Source organism: Streptomyces synnematoformans (assembly GCF_039531005.1).
GTDB lineage: Bacteria > Actinomycetota > Actinomycetes > Streptomycetales > Streptomycetaceae > Streptomyces > Streptomyces synnematoformans.
The window spans coordinates 1-17287 of sequence record NZ_BAAAPF010000144.1 but is presented as its reverse complement, the minus strand read 5'-3'; the positions used below and the strand labels follow the sequence as shown (position 1 = coordinate 17287).

General features: G+C 74.4%; 12 protein-coding genes and 2 pseudogenes. 10 read left to right on the top strand and 4 right to left on the bottom strand.

From position 1 onward, the window contains the following. Nucleotides 1-984 (bottom strand): DUF6777 domain-containing protein (locus tag ABD317_RS20750; RefSeq protein ID WP_344291452.1); only part of this gene is annotated, 984 nt, incomplete at its 3' end. Between the two features lie 282 nt (nucleotides 985-1266). On the opposite strand from ABD317_RS20750, the gene ABD317_RS20745 reads away from it, so the two are divergent. Then, on the top strand, nucleotides 1267-1674 hold the full coding sequence (locus tag ABD317_RS20745; protein WP_344291451.1) for a DnaJ family domain-containing protein: 408 nt from the start codon (nucleotides 1267-1269) through the stop codon (nucleotides 1672-1674). A gap of 22 nt (nucleotides 1675-1696) precedes the next feature. Here ABD317_RS20745 and ABD317_RS20740 read toward each other — a convergent pair whose 3' ends face one another. After that, on the bottom strand, nucleotides 1697-3439 hold the full coding sequence (locus ABD317_RS20740; RefSeq protein ID WP_344291450.1) for a pyruvate dehydrogenase: 1743 nt from the start codon (nucleotides 3437-3439) through the stop codon (nucleotides 1697-1699). A gap of 177 nt (nucleotides 3440-3616) precedes the next feature. Here ABD317_RS20740 and ABD317_RS20735 point away from each other — a divergent pair, with 177 nt between their 5' ends. The 9 genes and pseudogenes from ABD317_RS20735 to ABD317_RS20695 all read left to right on the top strand — a co-directional run bounded on the left by ABD317_RS20735 (nucleotide 3617) and on the right by ABD317_RS20695 (nucleotide 13831). After that, a complete protein-coding gene (locus ABD317_RS20735; protein WP_344291449.1) occupies nucleotides 3617-4807 on the top strand; it encodes a thiolase family protein in 1191 nt (396 codons plus the stop codon). Nucleotides 4808-4907: 100 nt separating this feature from the next. Next, complete coding sequence (locus ABD317_RS20730; RefSeq protein ID WP_344291447.1) at nucleotides 4908-5831, top strand: LLM class F420-dependent oxidoreductase; 924 nt, start codon at nucleotides 4908-4910, stop codon at nucleotides 5829-5831. 103 nt (nucleotides 5832-5934) lie between these two features. After that, nucleotides 5935-6624, top strand: coding sequence for a nucleotidyltransferase domain-containing protein (locus ABD317_RS20725; protein ID WP_344291446.1), 690 nt, complete (start codon nucleotides 5935-5937; stop codon nucleotides 6622-6624). Next, a pseudogene (locus ABD317_RS37865) lies at nucleotides 6621-6812 on the top strand (DNA polymerase beta superfamily protein); the annotation flags it as partial. The gene ABD317_RS20725 and the pseudogene ABD317_RS37865, both read left to right, overlap by 4 nt. A gap of 400 nt (nucleotides 6813-7212) precedes the next feature. After that, complete coding sequence (locus tag ABD317_RS20715; protein WP_425582402.1) at nucleotides 7213-8769, top strand: ABC transporter substrate-binding protein; 1557 nt, start codon at nucleotides 7213-7215, stop codon at nucleotides 8767-8769. A 43-nt stretch (nucleotides 8770-8812) separates the two neighbouring features. After that, nucleotides 8813-9754, top strand: coding sequence for an ABC transporter permease (locus tag ABD317_RS20710; RefSeq protein WP_425582401.1), 942 nt, complete (start codon nucleotides 8813-8815; stop codon nucleotides 9752-9754). Next, on the top strand, nucleotides 9754-11772 hold the full coding sequence (locus tag ABD317_RS20705) for a dipeptide/oligopeptide/nickel ABC transporter permease/ATP-binding protein (protein WP_344291442.1): 2019 nt from the start codon (nucleotides 9754-9756) through the stop codon (nucleotides 11770-11772). Before ABD317_RS20710 ends, ABD317_RS20705 begins: the two co-directional genes overlap by 1 nt. Beyond that, entirely contained in the window at nucleotides 11769-12905 is a 1137-nt protein-coding gene (locus ABD317_RS20700) for an oligopeptide/dipeptide ABC transporter ATP-binding protein (protein ID WP_344291441.1), read from the top strand. The genes ABD317_RS20705 and ABD317_RS20700 overlap by 4 nt, the downstream gene beginning before the upstream one ends. Next, on the top strand, nucleotides 12902-13831 hold the full coding sequence (locus ABD317_RS20695; protein ID WP_344291440.1) for a dihydrodipicolinate synthase family protein: 930 nt from the start codon (nucleotides 12902-12904) through the stop codon (nucleotides 13829-13831). The genes ABD317_RS20700 and ABD317_RS20695 overlap by 4 nt, the downstream gene beginning before the upstream one ends. 94 nt (nucleotides 13832-13925) lie before the next feature. Here ABD317_RS20695 and ABD317_RS20690 read toward each other — a convergent pair whose 3' ends face one another. Together ABD317_RS20690 and ABD317_RS20685 are read right to left on the bottom strand one after the other, a co-directional pair. Continuing rightward, entirely contained in the window at nucleotides 13926-16139 is a 2214-nt protein-coding gene (locus ABD317_RS20690; protein WP_344291439.1) for an MMPL family transporter, read from the bottom strand. Nucleotides 16140-16260: 121 nt separating this feature from the next. Then, nucleotides 16261-17287: pseudogene (locus ABD317_RS20685) on the bottom strand (BTAD domain-containing putative transcriptional regulator); the annotation flags it as partial.

Genomic DNA, 17287 nt, shown 5'->3' with positions numbered 1-17287 from the left:
GGGTTCGGCGGCCCCGCCCGGCGCGGGCGGGGCGGTGGTCGGCCGCCCGGTCCCGGTGCCGGGCCCGTCGGTCGGCTCCCCGGTCGGCTCCTCGGTCGGCGTGTCCGTCGGCCGGCCGGGGCTCTCCGTGGGCTCGCCGCCCGGGCTGCGCGTACCGTCGCCGGGGGTGCGGCTCGGCTCCGGCGACGGCGGCGCGAACGGGTCCGGCGGCGTCTGCGGCAGCTTCCGGTCCTGGCCGCCCTGCGCGCCGACCGGCCGCTCGAACCAGAGGTTCGTCGTCACGTCCACGATCACCAGGTGCGACAGCGCCCGCTTCGCCGGCGTGACGACGACGGTCCGCGACGGCCGGTAGCCGCGCCAGCCCGTGCCGCCGTAGCGGGCGTCGTCGCTCAGCTCCTCCGGCGCCGTCAGCGGGTTGCCGCTCGTGCACCGCACCCGCGGCACGCCCCGGTCGTCGACCAGCACCGCGGAGCCGGACTGCAGCACCGCCTGGTACGCGCTCGCCGCGCCGTCGGCGAAGCCGTGGCCGGTGAGCCGGGTGTCGGCGCGCAGGAGCACGGAGGTCAGCCCGCGCAGGTAGTCCGGCAGCTCCGCCTCCCCGACCCCGAGGGTCTCCGCGAACGCCGCCTGCTTGCCGGCGCCGCGGCCGAGGAGGTCGATCTGCTTCTCGATGTCGCAGCTGGGGACGTTCCGTACGCCGGCGTAGAGCCCGGCCGTCGCGCCCGACACCGACTGGTACCTGCTCGGCTGCGCCGGCGGGGTGCCCTGGGGCAGCGCGGCGGTGCGGGCGGGCGACGGATGGGCGCCGTCGGGGGTCGCGGTGGTCGCGGTGAAGGGGGCAGACCCGGCGTCGGCGACGGGCTCCAGCACCAGCTCCGCCGGCGGGTCGGGGTCGGCGGCGCGGCCGCCCTGGGTGGGCGCGGCACAGGCCGCCGCGGAGACCGACAGGGCGAGCGCCACCGCGGCGGCTCCGGCGAGGTGCACGGAGCGCGGCGGTCGCGGCGCGGGGCGCGCGGGGCGCGGGGCACGGCGCGACGGCAGCGGTGCACGGCGCGCGGAACGCAGACGGGGCACGGGGGTCTCCCTTTCGGGGCCGGATGGACACCTTCCGACGCTATTGTCTGAATTATCACCACGGGGTGCGCAAGCTGAGCGCCGCCATCGGCGCGACCCCGCCCGCGTGCCGCGGCCGGACGCGCCCCGGTTACCGTTGACGTGGCAGAACGTCCCGGTCAGCGGACGCCGCGAGCGGAGGGAGCACCGCCCATGACCGAACGCAAGCCGCCGGGAGTGGACTTCGAGTCGTGGGTCGACCGGCAGATCCGCGAGGCGTCGGAGCGCGGCGAGTTCGACGACCTTCCCGGGAAGGGCAAGCCCCTCCCCGACCTCGACCAGCCGTACGACGAGCTGTGGTGGGTGCGGGCGAAGATGGCGCGCGAGCAGCTGTCCGCGCTGCCGCCCTCGCTCGCCGTCCGCAAGGAGGCCGAGGCCGCGCTCGCCGCCGTGGCCGGGGCACGGAGCGAGAAGGAGGTGCGCGAGATCGTCGCGGAGGTCAACGAGAAGATCCTCGCGGCGCACCGCGCGCCCGCCGTCGGACCGCCGCTGAAGCTGGCGCCGCTGGACGCCGACACCCTGGTGCGCGAGTGGCGTGAGGGGCGCCAGGGGCGCGGGTAGCCGGTACGGACCGGCCGCGCGGTCAGGGGCGGGGGATGTTGCGGAGGTTGGAGCGGGCGAGGTCGAGCATGGTCCCGACGCCGCCCTCCAGGACCGTGCGGCCGGCCGCCAGCGCGAAGCCGCGCACCTGCTCCAGCGTGATCCGCGACGGGATCGACAGCGCGTTGGAGTCGGTGACCAGCTCGACCAGCGCGGGGCCCTTCGCCGCCAGCGCCTCGCGCAGCGCGCCCTCGATCTCGCCGGGCTTCTCCACCCGCCAGGCGGGGATGCCGACGCCGCGGGCGATGGCGGAGAAGTCGACCCTGCTGTGGTCGGTGCCGTACGCGGGCAGGCCGTCGACCAGCATCTCCAGCTTGACCATCCCCAGCGAGGAGTTGTTGAACAGGACGGTCTTGACCGGCAGTTCCTGCTGCCTGACGGTGATCAGCTCGCCGAGCAGCATGCCGAGGCCGCCGTCGCCGGAGAGCGAGATGACCTGGCGGTCGCAGTCGGCGCAGGCGGCGCCGATCGCGTGCGGAAGGGCGTTGGCCATCGAGCCGTGGGTGAACGAGCCGATGACGCGGCGGCGGCCGTTGGGGGTGAGGTAGCGGGCGGCCCAGACGTTGTTCATGCCGGTGTCGACGGTGAACACCGCGTCGTCCGCGGCCAGCTGGTCCAGCAGCCGGGCGGCGTACTCGGGGTGGATCGGCACGTGCTTGTCGACGTTGGAGGTGTACGCCTCGACGACCTTGGTCAGCGCCCGCTCGTGCTTGCGCAGCATCCCGTCGAGAAAGCGCCGCTCCCGCTTCTCGCGCAGCAGCGGCTGCAGTGCGTCCAGGGTGGAGGCGACGTCGCCGTGCACGGCGACCTCCAGGGGCGTGCGGCGGCCCAGGCGGGTGGCGTCGGTGTCGATCTGCACGGTCTTGCTCTGCGGCAGGAAGGCGTCGTACGGGAAGTCGGTGCCGAGCATGACGACGAGGTCGGCCTCGTGCAGCGCCTCGTAGCAGGCGCCGTAGCCGAGGAGGCCGATCATGCCGACGTCGTACGGGTTGTCGTACTGGATCCACTCCTTGCCGCGCAGCGTGTGCCCGACGGGTGCCTTGACCGTCTCGGCGAGCCGCATCACCTGTGCGTGCGCGTCGCGTACGCCCGCGCCGGCGAAGAGCGCGACGCGGTCGGCGGCGTTGACGGCGGCGGCCAGCTCGCGCACGGTCTGCGGGTCGGGGACGATCGCGGCGGGGCGGACGCAGGGGACGGTGTGCCCGGTGGGGTTCGCGGCCTGCCTGTCGGCGATGTCGCCGGGCAGGACGAGCACCGCGACCTCGCCCGCCCCGACGGCGTGCTGGGCGGCGATCCGGGCGATGCGGGGCATCTGCTCGGGCTGGGAGATCAGCTGGCAGTAGCCGGACGCCTGGTCGAAGAGCTTCTCGGGGTGCGTCTCCTGGAAGAAGCCGCTGCCGATCTGGGTGGCGGGGATGTGCGAGGCGACGGCCAGGACGGGGGCGCCGCTGCGCTGCGCGTCGAACAGGCCCTGGATGAGGTGGGTGTTGCCGGGGCCGCAGGAGCCGGCGCAGGCGGCGAGCTGCCCGGTGACCTGCGCCTCGGCGGCGGCGGCGAAGGCGCCGGCCTCCTCGTTCTGCACGTGCACCCATTCGATGGCGCCGTCGCTGCGGCGGATGGCGTCGACGAGCGGGTTGAGGCTGTCGCCGACGACGCCGTAGATGCGCTTCACGCCGTACTGGAGCAGGACCTCCACGAGTTGGTCGGCAACCTTGGCACTGCTCATCGCGCTCTCCTCGCATCGGCTTCGCGGCGTCGGGCCAACGTGTTCGATCGTAGGCGATCACCGGGGAAGCGGGCGTGTCGTGCACCCGGCCCGGGGCGCCGTCCGTCCTGGCCGCGGCCTCCGGGCGGGGCTATAGTCCGAAACTAGCACCGCTAGTTTCGATGGGGAGGCCCGCCCGTGCGCACCGTCCACTTCGCCGCCGCCCGCCGCACGCCGATCGGGAAGCTGCGCGGTTCGCTGTCCGCCGTACGCCCCGACGACCTCGCCGCCGGGGTGATCCGCGGGCTGCTCGACGGTGTCCAGGACCTCGACCCCGCGCGCGTCGACGACGTCTACTGGGGCGCCGCCAACCAGGCCGGCGAGGACAACCGGAACGTCGCCCGCATGGCCGGCCTCCTCGCCGGCCTGCCCGAGTCGGTCCCCGGCGCCACGCTCAACCGGCTCTGCGCGTCCGGCCTGGAGGCCGTGACGACCGCCGCCCGCGCCATCGCCGCCGGCGAGGCGGACGTGGTGCTGGCCGGCGGCTCGGAGTCGATGAGCCGCGCGCCGTTCGTCCTGCCGCGCCCGGACGAGGCGCTGCCGCGCGTGCTGGCGACGGCCGACACCCGGCTGGGCTGGCGGCTGGTCAACCCGCGGATGCGCGAGCTGCACGGGCTGCTGGCGATGGGCGAGACCGCGGAGGAGGTGGCCGGGCGGTACGGCGTGGGGCGGGCGCGGCAGGACGAGTTCGCGCTGCGCAGCCACCGGCGGGCCGCGGCCGCCCGGGCGGCGGGGCACTTCGACGCCGAACTGCTGCCCGTCGTACGGCCCGGCGACGGCGGGGCGGTGACGGCCGACGAGTGCATCCGCGAGGACACGTCGGCGGAGCGGCTGGCGCAGCTGAAGCCGGTGTTCCGGGAGGGCGGCAGCGTGACCGCCGGCAACTCCTCGCCCATGAACGACGGGGCGGCGGCACTGCTGCTGGTCAGCGAGGAGGCGCTGGCGGACCTGGGCCTGGACTCCCTCGGCCGGTACGCGGCCGGCGCCTCCGCCGGCGTCCACCCCGACGTCATGGGCGTCGGCCCGGTGCCGGCCACGCGCAAGGCGCTGGACCGGCTCGGCTGGTCGGTGGCCGACGTCGAGACGGCGGAGCTGAACGAGGCGTTCGCGGCCCAGTCGCTGGCCTGCGTGGACCGGCTGGGCCTGGACCCGGAGACGGTCAACCCGGACGGCGGGGCCATCGCGCTCGGCCACCCGCTGGGCTGTTCGGGGGCGCGGATCCTGACGACGCTGCTGCACCGGATGGCGCGTACCGGCGCGCGGCGGGGGCTGGCGACGATGTGCGTCGGCGTGGGGCAGGGCACGGCGGTGCTGGTGGAACACGCCTGAGGAACGCCTGAGGAACGGGCACGAGAACGGCGAGCGGCGGCGCCGTGCCCTTCGCCGTGCCCCGGGAAGGCGCCGGGTCCCGCTGCAGCACAATGGCCCCATGGATCTCCGCATCTTCACAGAACCGCAGCAGGGCGCCTCGTACGACACCCTCCTCACGGTGGCCCGCGCCACCGAGGACCTCGGCTTCGACGCCTTCTTCCGCTCCGACCACTATCTGAAGATGGGCGACGTGAGCGGCCTGCCCGGCCCCACCGACGCCTGGGTCACGCTGGCCGGGCTGGCCCGCGAGACCCGCCGCATCCGGCTCGGCACGCTGATGACCGCCGCCACCTTCCGGCTCCCCGGCCCGCTGGCCATCCAGGTGGCGCAGGTGGACCAGATGTCCGGCGGGCGGATCGAGCTGGGCATCGGCGCGGGGTGGTTCGAGGACGAGCACACCGCGTACGGGATCCCGTTCCCGAAGGAGAAGTTCGCCCGCCTGGAGGAGCAGCTGGCGATCGTGACGGGGCTGTGGGGGACGCCGACGGGCGAGACCTTCAGCTACTCCGGGACGCACTACGAGCTGCGGGACTCCCCCGCGCTGCCCAAGCCGGTGCAGGCGCCGCTGCCGGTGCTGATCGGCGGCATGGGCGCGAAGCGGACCCCGGCGCTGGCCGCCCGCTACGCGGCGGAGTTCAACGTGCCGTTCAGCTCGGCGGCGGACACCGAGCGGCAGTTCGCCCGGGTCCGCGAGGCGGCCGAGGCCGCCGGCCGGGCGCCGTCGGACCTGGTGTACTCCAACGCGCTCATCGCCTGCGTCGGCAAGGACGACGCGGAGGTGGCCCGGCGGGCGGAGGCCATCGGCCGGGAGGTGCCCGAGCTGAAGGAGAACGGCCTGGCCGGCACCCCGGCGGAGGTCGTCGAGAAGATCGGCCGCTACGGAGCCGTCGGTGCACAGCGCTTCTACCTGCAGATTCTCGACCTGTCTGACCTGGACCACCTGGAGCTGATCGCCTCCGAGGTGCTGCCGCAGGTGTCCTGAGCCCGAACGCCCCCGCGCGGGCGCCGGCACGGTACGCCCCGGCGCCCGCGCCGGGGCGTGAAACCGTTCGCGGGCGGGGCCGGGGCCCGGCGAGGATGGCCGGATGGAGCGCGGCGAGCTGCTGGTCGAGGAGCACACCATCCTGGCGGTGGTGGCGGGTTCGCGCGCCTTCGGCCTGGCCACGGCGGCGTCCGACACCGACCGCCGCGGGGTGTACGTCGCGCCGACCGAGTGGTTCTGGCGGCTGGAGAAGCCGCCGACGCACTGGGAGGGGCCGCGGCCCGAGCAGTTCAGCTGGGAGGTGGAGCGCTGCTGCGCGCTCGCCCTCGACGGCAACCCGAACCTGCTGGAGGTGCTGCACTCCCCGCTGGTCGAGCGCTGCACGCCGCTCGGCGCGGAGCTGTGCGACCTGCGCCCGTCGTTCCTGTCCCGCCACGTCCACCGCACGTTCGGCCGGTACGCCCACCGCCAGCTGACCCGGGCCCGGGCCCGCCGGGAGCGCACGGGCGAGGTGCGCTGGAAGCACGTGGTGCACCTGCTGCGGCTGCTGCTGAGCGGGGAGGCCCTGCTGCGGACGGGGGAGCTGCACGTCGACGCCGGCCCGTACCGCGGGCGGCTGCTCGCGGTCGGACGCGGCGAGGCGACCTGGGACGAGATCACGGCGTGGACGGCGGAGCTGTCCCGGCGCCTCGACGGGGCCCTGGCGGCGAGCCCGCTGCCGGAGTCCCCCGACGGGCCGGGCGTGGAGTCCTGGCTCGTCTCCGTCCGCCGCCGCGGGCTGGCGGCCGCGTGAGCACGGCACCCGACCCCGCCGCCCTCGCCGCGGCGGGCCTCCCCGACCTCGCCCCGGCCCTCGCCTCGCCCGCGCACCCGCTGGTGTTCGCCACGGTCTCGGGCGCCCACCTGTACGGCTTCCCCTCCCGCGACTCCGACGTGGACCTGCGCGGCGCGCACCTGCCGACGCTCACCGGGCTGTGGGGCGACGTGGCCGGCGCTCCGGGCGTCGAGCGGCTGGCCGCGGACGTGGCGGCGCTGCGCGGCGCGCTGGACGAGGCGCAGGGGCGCACCCCGCTGCCGGATGCGCCCGAAGGGCGCGCGGAGCTGGGCGAGATCGTCGTGGATGCCCGGCTCCAGCTGGGTTGACACCGGATAACGCTTGCCGCCGACCTCTTGACCCGCCTCCCGGCGGACTTCTATGTTCACCGCCAAGAGGTAGAACGTAGGACCTCCCACGACCTCGCCTATCCCAGGGACAGGGACGGGCGCGGCGCCATCCCCTGTTTTCCCTCCTGGAGGCACCGTGAGCGACGTTTCACCAGAGCCGGGCGTCGACCGCCGGCGAGTGCTGCAGTACGGCGGGGCGCTGGGCGCCTTCGGCGTCATGGCGCCGGCGCTGGCCGCCTGCTCCGGAGGTCCGGAATCGACCTCCGACACCGGCGGGGGCGACAGCGCCGGCTCCGTCACCGCCGTCATCGGGTACGGCAACGACCAGAGCTGGGACCCCACGCTGACCGCGTCGGCGTTCTCGGTGGCCAGCAACCACCACATCTTCGAGGGCCTGCTCGACACCGACCCCCTCACCCGCGAGCCCTACCCCGCGCTGGCGACCGCTGCGCCCGCCGACCCCGGCGCGGCCACCTGGTCGTTCACCCTGCGCGACGGCGCGACGTGGCACGACGGCAAGCCGGTCACCGCCGACGACGTGGTGTTCACCTTCGACCGGATACTCGACCCCGAGACCCAGACCCTCGCCCGCGGGTTCTTCGCCGCCTGGCTGAAGGAGGCCAGGAAGACCGGGGAGAACACCGTCGACCTGGTGCTCAACTTCCCCTTCCCGGACGGGCTGTCCCGGCTCACCCTCGCGAAGATCCTGCCCAAGCACATCCTGAGCAGGTCCGGCGCCTGGCGGGACCTCGACACCGGCGTGCCCGAGGTCACCGTGGGGTCCGGCCCGTACAAGATGACGGCGAACCAGCCGCTGTCGAACACCTCCTTCGAGGCGTACGCGGACTACAACGGCCCGCGCAAGGCGAACTTCAAGAAGATGAACTGGCTGTCCATCGTGGACGCCGCCCCCCGGGTCGCGAAGATCTCCGGCGAGAGCGCCGGCGCGCAGATCTCCGACAACATCCCCTACGCCAACGTCAAGCAGCTGGAGCAGGACGGCCTCACCGTCGAGGGCGGCGCCGGCATGAACCACCTGTTCCTGCTCTTCAACACCGAGCAGGCGCCCTTCGACGACGTACGCGTGCGCCAGGCCCTGCACTACGCCATCGACACCGACAAGATGATCGAGGCCGCCCTGCGCGGCTACGGCAAGGCCGCCAGCTCCTTCCTCGACGAGGGCAACCCCACGTACCGCAAGGCCAGGACCGTCTACGACTACTCCCCCGACAAGGCCAGGGCGCTGCTGGAGGACGCCGGGGTCAGCGGGCTGAAGGTCACGCTCATGGCGTCGACCGTCAGCTGGATCGCGGACTGCATCCCGACCATCAAGGAGTCCTGGGACGCCGTCGGCGTCGAGACCACCCTCGAACCGCAGGAGACCTCGGCGCTGTTCACGAAGCTGGACCAGAAGGCGGACTACCAGGTCGTCGCGTCCGCCTCGAACCCCAACCAGCTCGGCATCGACCCCGACCTGATCCTCCGTTACAACTACACGGCGGACAACGTCTGGATGCAGTACTCCCGCTGGTCCCAGGCCCCGGAGGCCAAGGAGCTGTTCCGGCTCATGGACGCGGCCACGCGCGAGCCGGACCAGGAGAAGAAGAAGCAGATGACGCAGGAGTACCTCGACGTCATCGCGGAGAACGCGGTCATCTACCCCGTGGTCCACAACGAGCTGATCACCGCCTGGGACCCCGACGCCCTGACCGGGATCCAGCCGCAGGCGTACCCCGGCATCAACCTGCTCAAGGCCAAGCCCGTCCAGGGCTGAATCGACAGGCTAGGAGCTCACGTACGTGGCCCAGATCGCCAGGATGCTGCTACGGCGCATCGCCCTGCTCGTCCCACTGATGCTCGGCATCGTGCTGTTCGTCTTCCTCGTCATGCGCTTCTCGGACGTCGACCCGGCGGTGGCGCACTTCCAGGGTGCCAACCCCACCGAGCAGCAGCTCGACGACTACCGCGAGGAGCACGGGCTCAACGACCCGCTGCCCGTCCGCTATGCCGCGTTCGTCGGCGACCTGCTGCGCGGCGACATGGGTCTCAGCGTGCTCAACGGCCGGCCGGTCCTCGACCAGGTGACCACCGCGCTGCCGCTGACCCTGCAGCTCACCTTCATGGGGCTCGCCATCGCCATCGTGCTGTCGGTGGTCTTCGGGGTCACGGCCGCGATCTACCGCGACCGCGCCCCGGACCAGCTGATCCGCGTCGTGTCGCTGGTCGGCGTCGCCGCCCCCGCCTTCTGGGTGGCGCTGCTGCTGATCCAGTACCTGGCGGTGGACCTGGGGTGGTTCCCCTCCGGGGGGTACGTGAATCCGGGCGACTCGTTCACCGGCTGGCTCAAGACCATGACGCTGCCGGCCGTCGCGCTGTCGCTGCACGTCGCCGCGCAGCTCATCCGCATCGTCCGCACGGCGGTGGTGGAGGAGCTGGACAAGGACTACGTGCGCACGGCGATCGGCAGCGGGCTGCCGCCGGTCGTCGTGGTCGGCCGCAACGTGCTGCGCAACGCGCTGGTCAACCCGCTGACCGTCCTCGGACTGCGGGTGGGCTACCTGCTCGGCGGCGCGGTCGTGATCGAGACGATCTTCTCGCTGCCCGGCATGGGCACGCTGATGATCAACGCGGTGAAGAACGGCGACCCCGCGGTCGTGCAGGGCGTGGTGCTGACCGTCGCCGTCGCGTTCGTGGTCGTCAACCTCGTCATCGACATCCTCTATCTGCTGGTCAACCCCCGACTGAGGAGTGCCGCCTGATGCTCGCCACCCTCGGCGGCCGCAAGCAGCTCGCGGAGCGGCTGTCCCGGCCCGGCCTGCGGCTCCGCGGGCTGAAGCGGCTGCCCTGGACGTCCCGGATCTCGCTGGGGCTGATCGTGCTCGTCGTGGCGGTCGCGGTGTTCGCGCCGCTGATCGCGCCGCACGACCCGCTCGACCAGCAGGCCCAGACCGACGGCACCGGACACCCGTCCGGCGACCACTGGATGGGGCAGGACAGCCTCGGCCGCGACATCCTCAGCCGGCTGATGTACGGGGCCCGCTGGTCGCTGGTCATCGGCCTGGGCGCGACCCTGCTCGGGCTGGTCGCCGGGGCGGTCCTCGGCGCCGTCGCCGCCACCTCCCGCAAGGCGGTGGACGAGTTGGTGATGCGCAGCCTGGACGTCGTCATGGCGTTCCCGGGGATCGCGCTGGCCGCGGTGCTCGTCGCCGTGTTCGGCGGCAGCATCCCCGTGCTGGTGTGCGCCATCGCGTTCCTCTACACGCCGCCGATCGCCCGGGTGGTCCGGGCCAACGTGCTCGACCAGTACGGCGAGGACTACGTGACCGCGGAACGGGTCATCGGGGCCCGTACCCCGCACATCATCGTCAAGCACGTCGCCATCAACTGCGCCGCGCCGATCCTGGTGTTCTGCACGGTGCAGGTCGCCGAGGCGATCGTCTTCGAGGCGTCGCTGTCCTTCATCGGCGCGGGTGTCCGGCCGCCGGACCCGTCCTGGGGCAGCGTCATCGCCGACGGCAAGAACATGGTGCTGCTCGGCGGCTGGTGGGCCACGGTCTTCCCGGGCCTGCTGATGCTGCTGACCGTGCTGGCGCTGAACATCCTCTCCGAGGGCATCTCGGACGCCTGGGCGGCACCCGCCGCCCGGCGGGCCGAGGGCCCGTCGGCCGAGGAGGCCGGCGCCGAGGACCGGATCGAGGCCGCCGCGCCCGGCACCGGCAGGGTGCTGGAGCTGCCCGGGCTCGCCGAGGCCGCCCGGCGGCTGCGCGAACGGGCCCGGCCGCTGCCCGGCGGCGAGCCGGTGCTGGCGGTGCGGGACCTGGCCATCGGCTTCGACAAGCGGCACGCGGGCGTCGACATCGTCGACGGCATCAGCTTCGACGTCCGGCCCGGCGAGGTCCTCGGCCTCGTCGGCGAGTCGGGCTGCGGCAAGTCGCTGACGGCGCTGACGGTGATGGGCCTGGAGCCGGCGGGCGCGCGCGTGCGCGGCAGCGTCGTCTTCGACGGCCGGGAGCTGAACGGCACGCCGATGCGCGTACGCCGCAAGCTGCTCGGCCACGAGATGGCGATGATCTACCAGGACGCGCTCAGCTCGCTCAACCCGGCGATGACCATCCGCGCCCAGCTGGGGCAGCTGATCCGGCGCGGCGGCACGCGCACCGCGACCGAGCTGCTGGAGCTGGTGGGCCTGGATCCGGACCGCACGCTGCGCAGCTACCCGCACGAGCTGTCCGGCGGGCAGCGGCAGCGGGTGCTCATCGCCATGGCGCTGTCGCGCAACCCGAAGCTGATCGTCGCCGACGAGCCGACCACCGCGCTCGACGTCACGGTGCAGGCGCAGGTCATCGAGCTGCTGCTGCGGCTGCGCGAGGAGCTGGGCTTCGCGCTGATCCTGGTCAGCCACGACCTGGCGCTGATCTCCGACGTCACCGACCGGGTGGTGGTGATGTACGGCGGGCAGATCGTCGAGACCGGCGTCACCGCCGACCTGGTCGAGGCGCCGGCCCACCACTACACCCGCGGGCTGCTGGGCTCGGTGCTGTCGCTGGAGACGGGCCAGGAGCGGCTGACGCAGATCCGCGGCGTCGTGCCCTCGCCGGCCGACTTCCCGGCCGGCTGCCGGTTCGCCGACCGCTGTCCGATGGCGAGCGGCACCTGTCTGGACACGGCTCCGGAGCTGGTCGGCGAGGAACGCGGACACGAGGTGGCGTGCCACCACCCGGCGGTCGAACCGGCGGGCACCCCCGCGGGCAAGGCGGAGAAGGAGGCGCTGCGATGAGCGCGAAGGACGGCGGCGGACCGATCGGCGACCTGGCCAGGGGTGCGCCCCTGGTCGAGGGCGACGGCCTGGTCGAGGGCGGCGGTGCCGCGCCGGGGCTGGTCACCGTGCGGGACGCGCACGTGGTGCACCGGGCGCGCACCGGCGGGCTGTTCTCCCGGGACCGGGTGTACGCGCTGACCGGCGCGGATCTGGCGATCGCGGCGGGCGAGACGGTCGGCGTGGTCGGCGAGTCCGGCTGCGGCAAGTCGACGCTGGCGAAGGTGCTGGTGGGCGTGGAGCGGCCGACGGCCGGCACGGTGGAGTTCCGGGGCCGCGACATCTGGGAGATGGACGCCGGCGAGCGGCGCACCGCCCTCGGCACCGGCGTGGGCATGATCTTCCAGGACCCGTCGACCGCGCTGAACCGCCGGCTGCCGGTCCGGCAGATCCTCCGCGATCCGCTCGACGTGCACAGCCGCGGCACGTCCGCGCAGCGCAACGAGCGGGTGCGGGAGCTGATGGCGCTCGTCGGCCTGCCGCCGGTGCTCGCCGACGCGCTGCCGGGGCAGTTGTCCGGCGGCCAGCGGCAGCGGGTGGCCATCGCCCGCGCGCTGGCGCTGGAGCCGGATCTGGTGGTGGCCGACGAGCCGACGTCCGCGCTCGACGTCTCCGTGCGCGCGCAGATCCTCAACCTGCTGCTGGAGCTGAAGGAGCGGCTGAACCTGGCGCTGGTGTTCGTCTCGCACGACATCCAGACGGTGCGGCGGATGAGCGACCGGGTCATCACCATGTACCTGGGCCGGATCGTCGAGGAGGCGCCCGCGGCGGCGCTGGGCTCCGGGGGCGGCTCTCCGGCGGAGCGCGACACGGACGCGGCCCGGCACCCGTACACGCGGGCGCTGTTCTCGGCGACGCCGGGGCTCCTCGACCCCATCGACCCGATCCCCCTCGTCGGCCCCGTGCCGTCGGCGACCCGGCCGCCGAGCGGCTGCCCGTTCCGTACCCGGTGCTGGAAGGCCACGGCGGAGTGCGCCGCGGCCATGCCGCCGGTCACGCAGGCGGCGCACGCCCACCGGTTCCGCTGCCACCATCCGGTGGCCGCCGCGGAGAGCACCCGCGATCTCGTGATCCAAGCGAAGGAGAGCGCATGACCCGTCCCACCCACCTGACCGGCGTCGTACCGCCCGTCTGCACCCCCCTGACGCCGGATGCCGAGGTGGACACCGCCTCGCTGATCAGGCTGGTGGACTTTCTCGTGGCCGGGGGCGTCGACGGACTCTTCGTCCTCGGCTCCTCCGCCGAGGCCGCCTATCTCCGGGACGAGCAGCGCAGGGCCGTGGTGGACACGGTCGTACGGCACGTCGGGGGCCAGCTGCCGGTGCTCGCCGGCGCGATCGACATGACGACCCCGCGCGTGCTCGACCACGCCCGCGGCGCGCTCGACTCCGGCGCGGACGCGCTCGTGGTCACCGCGCCGTTCTACACCCGCACCCACCCGGCGGAGATCGACCGGCACTACCGCGAGGTCGCCGCGCGCACGGGGGCGCCGGTCTACGCCTACGACCTGCCGGTGGCGGTGCACACCAAGCTGGGCCACGATCTGGTGCTCACCCTCGCGGCGGACGGGGTGCTGGCCGGGCTGAAGGACTCCAGCGGCGACGAGACGGGGCTGCGCCGCGTCATCGTCGGTGTACGGGGCAAGGCGGCGGGGTTCTCCGCCCTGACGGGGTCAGAGACGATGGTGGACAGCGCGCTGGCGATGGGCGCCCACGGCGTCGTACCCGGCCTCGGCAACGTCGACCCGCACGGCTACGTGCGGCTGTACCGCAGCGCCCGGGAGGGCGACTGGGAGACGGCGCGGACCGAACAGGAGCGGCTGCTCGCGCTGTTCGGCATGGTGCGGTCCGGCGACCCGGCGCGGATGGGCATGAGCTCGTCCGCCCTCGGCGCCTTCAAGGCGGCCCTGCACCTGCGCGGGGTCATCGACTGCCCGGCGACGATGCTGCCGCAGATCCCGCTGGACGCCGAGGAGGTGCGGCGGGTCGAGAAGCACCTCGCCACGGCGGGGCTGCTCTGACGGGGCGGCGCAACCGCCGTACGGGGACGGGAGGAGCGGGGGCCACGGGGCCCCGCTCCTCCTCACCTCCCCGCCCCCGTCTCAACCCCCCGGCTCAGCTCCCGCCGCCGACGGGGATCCGGCCCCTGCCGTCGCCGGTCTCCGCGGCGGCCGGCTTCCCGGGGTCCGCGGGGGCGGGCGGTTCCAGGTGCAGCTCCGGCAGCAGCCGGTCCGCCCAGCGGGGCAGCCACCAGTTGGCCCGCCCGAGGAGCGTCATCGTGGCCGGCACCAGCACCATCCGGACGATCGTGGCGTCGGTCAGCACCGCCACCGCCATGCCGACCCCGATCATCTTCACCGTCACGTCCGGGTCGATCGCGAAGCCGGTGAACACCGCGATCATGATGGCCGCCGCGCTGGTGATGACGCGCCCGGTCGCCGCGAGGCCGCGCACGACGCTGCCGTACGGGTCGCCGGTGGCCAGCCAGTCCTCCCGGATCCGGGAGAGCAGGAAGACCTCGTAGTCCATGGAGAGGCCGAACAGGATGGTGAACATCAGGATCGGCACCCAGCTGGACACCGGCACGTCGTGGGGCAGGCCCAGCAGCCGGGCGCCGGTGTCGGTCTGGAACACCACGGTCATCACGCCGTACGCCGCGGCCACCGACAGCAGGTTCATCACCGCCGCCTTCAGCGCCACGACCGGGGCCCGGAACAGCACGGTGAGCAGCAGCAGCGACAGTCCGACGACGAACGGGACGACCACCCACAGCCGGACGGCGAGCCGGTCGGAGATGTCCGCGAAGACGGCGACCACCCCGGTGGCCTCGGCGCCTTCGGGCAGCACGTCGGCGCGCAGCCGGTCCAGCAGGTCCTGCGTGCGCTCGTCCTGCGGTCCGGTGGTGGGGGTGACGGCGATGACGGCGGCGTCGCCGGACTCGTTGAGCCGCGGCGGTGACACGGCGGCGACGCCGTCGGCGGCGGCCAGGTCGTCGCGGAGCGCGGGCAGCGAGTCCGCGGGCGTCTTCGTGAGGTCCACGGCGATCTGCAGCGGGCCGTTGGCGCCCTCGCCGTACTCGGCGGCGACCAGGTCGTACGCGCGCCGCGTGGTGTTCGACTCCGGCTGGCTGCCGGCGTCCTGCGGCCAGGTGCGCATCCCGAGGACCGGTGCGGCGAGCGCGAGCAGCACGACGAGGGCGGCGAGGCCGGCGGCCAGGGGGCGCTTGGTGACGGCGCGGGCCCAGCGCTCGGTGAGGGTGGCGCGCGGCGGCGCGGGGGCGCCGGTCTGCCCGGTCCGCCGGCTCCGCGCGGCCCCTTCGGGGCGTACGAGGCCGAGGCGTTCGGCCCGGGGCAGCACCCGGTGTCCGGCCAGCCCGCACAGCGCCGGCACCAGCGTCAGCGCGGCGGTCATGACGGCGACGACGGTGCAGAAGGTGGCGTAGCCGAAGGACGCGAACACCGCCACCGTGCTGAGCCGGAGCCCGAAGAGCGACAGCAGGACGGTGGCGCCGGCGATGAGGACGGAGACGCCCGCGGTGGCCGTCGCCTCCGCCGCCGCGGCGCGCGGCGCGAGGCCGCGGCGCAGCCCCTCCGCCTGCCGGCCGACGAGCAGCAGCGCGTAGTCGATGCCGACGCCGAGGGCGACCATGGACGCGACGGTGGGCGCGATGGTGCTGACGTCGGTGGCGGCGGAGAGCAGCGCGACGCCGGCGAACCCCACGCCGAGGCCGGCGACGGCGACCACCAGGGGCAGCCCGGCGGCGGTGAACGAGCGCAGCGCGAACAGCAGGATGACCAGGGCGGCGCCGACGCCGATCAGCTCGGCGGTGATGGCGGGCTTGGTGACGTTCTCCGGCACCTGCCCGCCCAGCTCGACGTCCAGGCCGGCGTCCTCGGCGGGGGCGGCGGCCTCGCGCAGCGCGTCGGTGCCCTCGGTGCCGTGGAAGTCGGTCACGGGGACGCGGTAGTTGACGGTGAACAGCGCCGTGTCCCCGTCGCGGGAGAAGACCGGCTCGTCCACCAGCGACGCGCCCTCCAGGCCCGCGAGCCGCTTGCGCACGTCGGCCAGCACGCCCGCCGGCAGGTCGTCGCCGGAGTCGCCGTGCACGACGACGCGCGCGCTGGTGCCGGACATCTCCGGGAAGGCGTCGCTGAGGAAGTCGGTGCCCGCCTGGGAGGGGGTGCCCTCCACCCGGTAGTTGTCGTGCTGGGTGCCGCCGAACGCCCCCGCCAGGGAGAAGAACGCGGCGATGGCGACGAGCCAGGCGGCTATCGTCCGCCAGGGGTGCGCCGCGCAGGCGCCGCCGAGACGGCCGAGCAGTCGGGTCATGATCGGTCCTTGCGCAGATCCAGTCGTTCCGCGCCCACGCTGCCGAGGGGTTCTTGCAGGCGACTTGGAGGACTCTTGGAACGTCCGTGCGATCGGCCGCGCGGGCGGCGCCGCTCGCGGCTCAGCGCCGCGGCGCGAGCGCGGCCCGGGCCCGCTGCGCGTCCGCCAGCCAGTGCGGCGCCTGCCAGCGGCGCGCGACGACGGCGGCGTGCGCGTAGTGGGCGGCGGCCTCCTCCGTACGGCCCAGCAGCCGGGCGAGGTCGCCGAGGGTCTGCGCGACGGGCCGCATGGCCAGGCACATGCTCGCCGCCCCCGCGACCACGTCGCGCAGCGGCAGCAGTTCGTCCAGCAGGCCCGGCGCCTCGTCCCGCTCCTCCAGCGCGACCACGGCCAGCGCGCGGGCGGACAGGAAGAGCGAGTAGAAGAAGTCCTGCCTGACCGGCGGCCGTCCGGCGCGTACGGCACGGGCCTCGGCGCGGCGGCCGGCGTCGACCAGACCCAGCGCGAGGGCGTCGCCGGCGAGCGCCCCGTAGTCCCGCGCCGCCGCCTCCAGCTCCGGCAGCGCCGCCGCGGGCCGGCCGCGGAGCCAGCACAGCGCGAAGTGCGACATCGTCCACATGGCCGCCGCGTGCGGCGAGCCGATGGCGCGCAGCCGGGCGACGGCCCGGGCGTAGGCGTGCTCGGCCGCGTCGAGCCGGCCCTCGGACATGCGCAGCGCGGCCAGCTGCACCTGCCCGACCGCGGCGGGCTCGCTGAGCCGGTGGGTCTCGGCGATCTCCAGCCCGCGGGCCACGTGCCGGCGGATCGAGGCGACGTCGCCGCGGACGGCGGCGGTCCCGGCGGCCAGGTACTCGGCCAGCCACGCGTAGGCGGCCATGTCGTGGTCCGCCGCGAGCTGCGCCAGCTCGGCGAGGACCTTCTCGCGCGGCGCGGGGTCGCACTCCCAGTCCATGACCCGGCTCTGGGTGGCGAGCACCTGGGCGAGCAGCGCGGGGCCGCCGAGGCCGCGGGCCAGGTCGACCGCCTCGGCCGCCGCCGCGCGCCCCGCGTGGGCCGGCCCCGCGGCGCTGTCGAGGGCGGGGGGGGGTGCCTCCAGCAGCCGGCAGCGGGCGGGGTGGGCGGGGGGGGCGGCCGCCAAAGTCGGGGGG

Coding starts and splice junctions, on each gene's coding strand:
- ABD317_RS20745 (WP_344291451.1), top strand. CDS start 1,267: ATGACCGAACGCAAGCCGCCGGGAGTGGACTTCGAGTCGTGGGTCGAC.
- ABD317_RS20740 (WP_344291450.1), bottom strand. CDS start 3,439: ATGAGCAGTGCCAAGGTTGCCGACCAACTCGTGGAGGTCCTGCTCCAG.
- ABD317_RS20730 (WP_344291447.1), top strand. CDS start 4,908: ATGGATCTCCGCATCTTCACAGAACCGCAGCAGGGCGCCTCGTACGAC.
- ABD317_RS20725 (WP_344291446.1), top strand. CDS start 5,935: ATGGAGCGCGGCGAGCTGCTGGTCGAGGAGCACACCATCCTGGCGGTG.
- ABD317_RS20715 (WP_425582402.1), top strand. CDS start 7,213: ATGGCGCCGGCGCTGGCCGCCTGCTCCGGAGGTCCGGAATCGACCTCC.
- ABD317_RS20710 (WP_425582401.1), top strand. CDS start 8,813: ATGCTGCTACGGCGCATCGCCCTGCTCGTCCCACTGATGCTCGGCATC.
- ABD317_RS20705 (WP_344291442.1), top strand. CDS start 9,754: ATGCTCGCCACCCTCGGCGGCCGCAAGCAGCTCGCGGAGCGGCTGTCC.
- ABD317_RS20700 (WP_344291441.1), top strand. CDS start 11,769: ATGAGCGCGAAGGACGGCGGCGGACCGATCGGCGACCTGGCCAGGGGT.
- ABD317_RS20695 (WP_344291440.1), top strand. CDS start 12,902: ATGACCCGTCCCACCCACCTGACCGGCGTCGTACCGCCCGTCTGCACC.
- ABD317_RS20690 (WP_344291439.1), bottom strand. CDS start 16,139: ATGACCCGACTGCTCGGCCGTCTCGGCGGCGCCTGCGCGGCGCACCCC.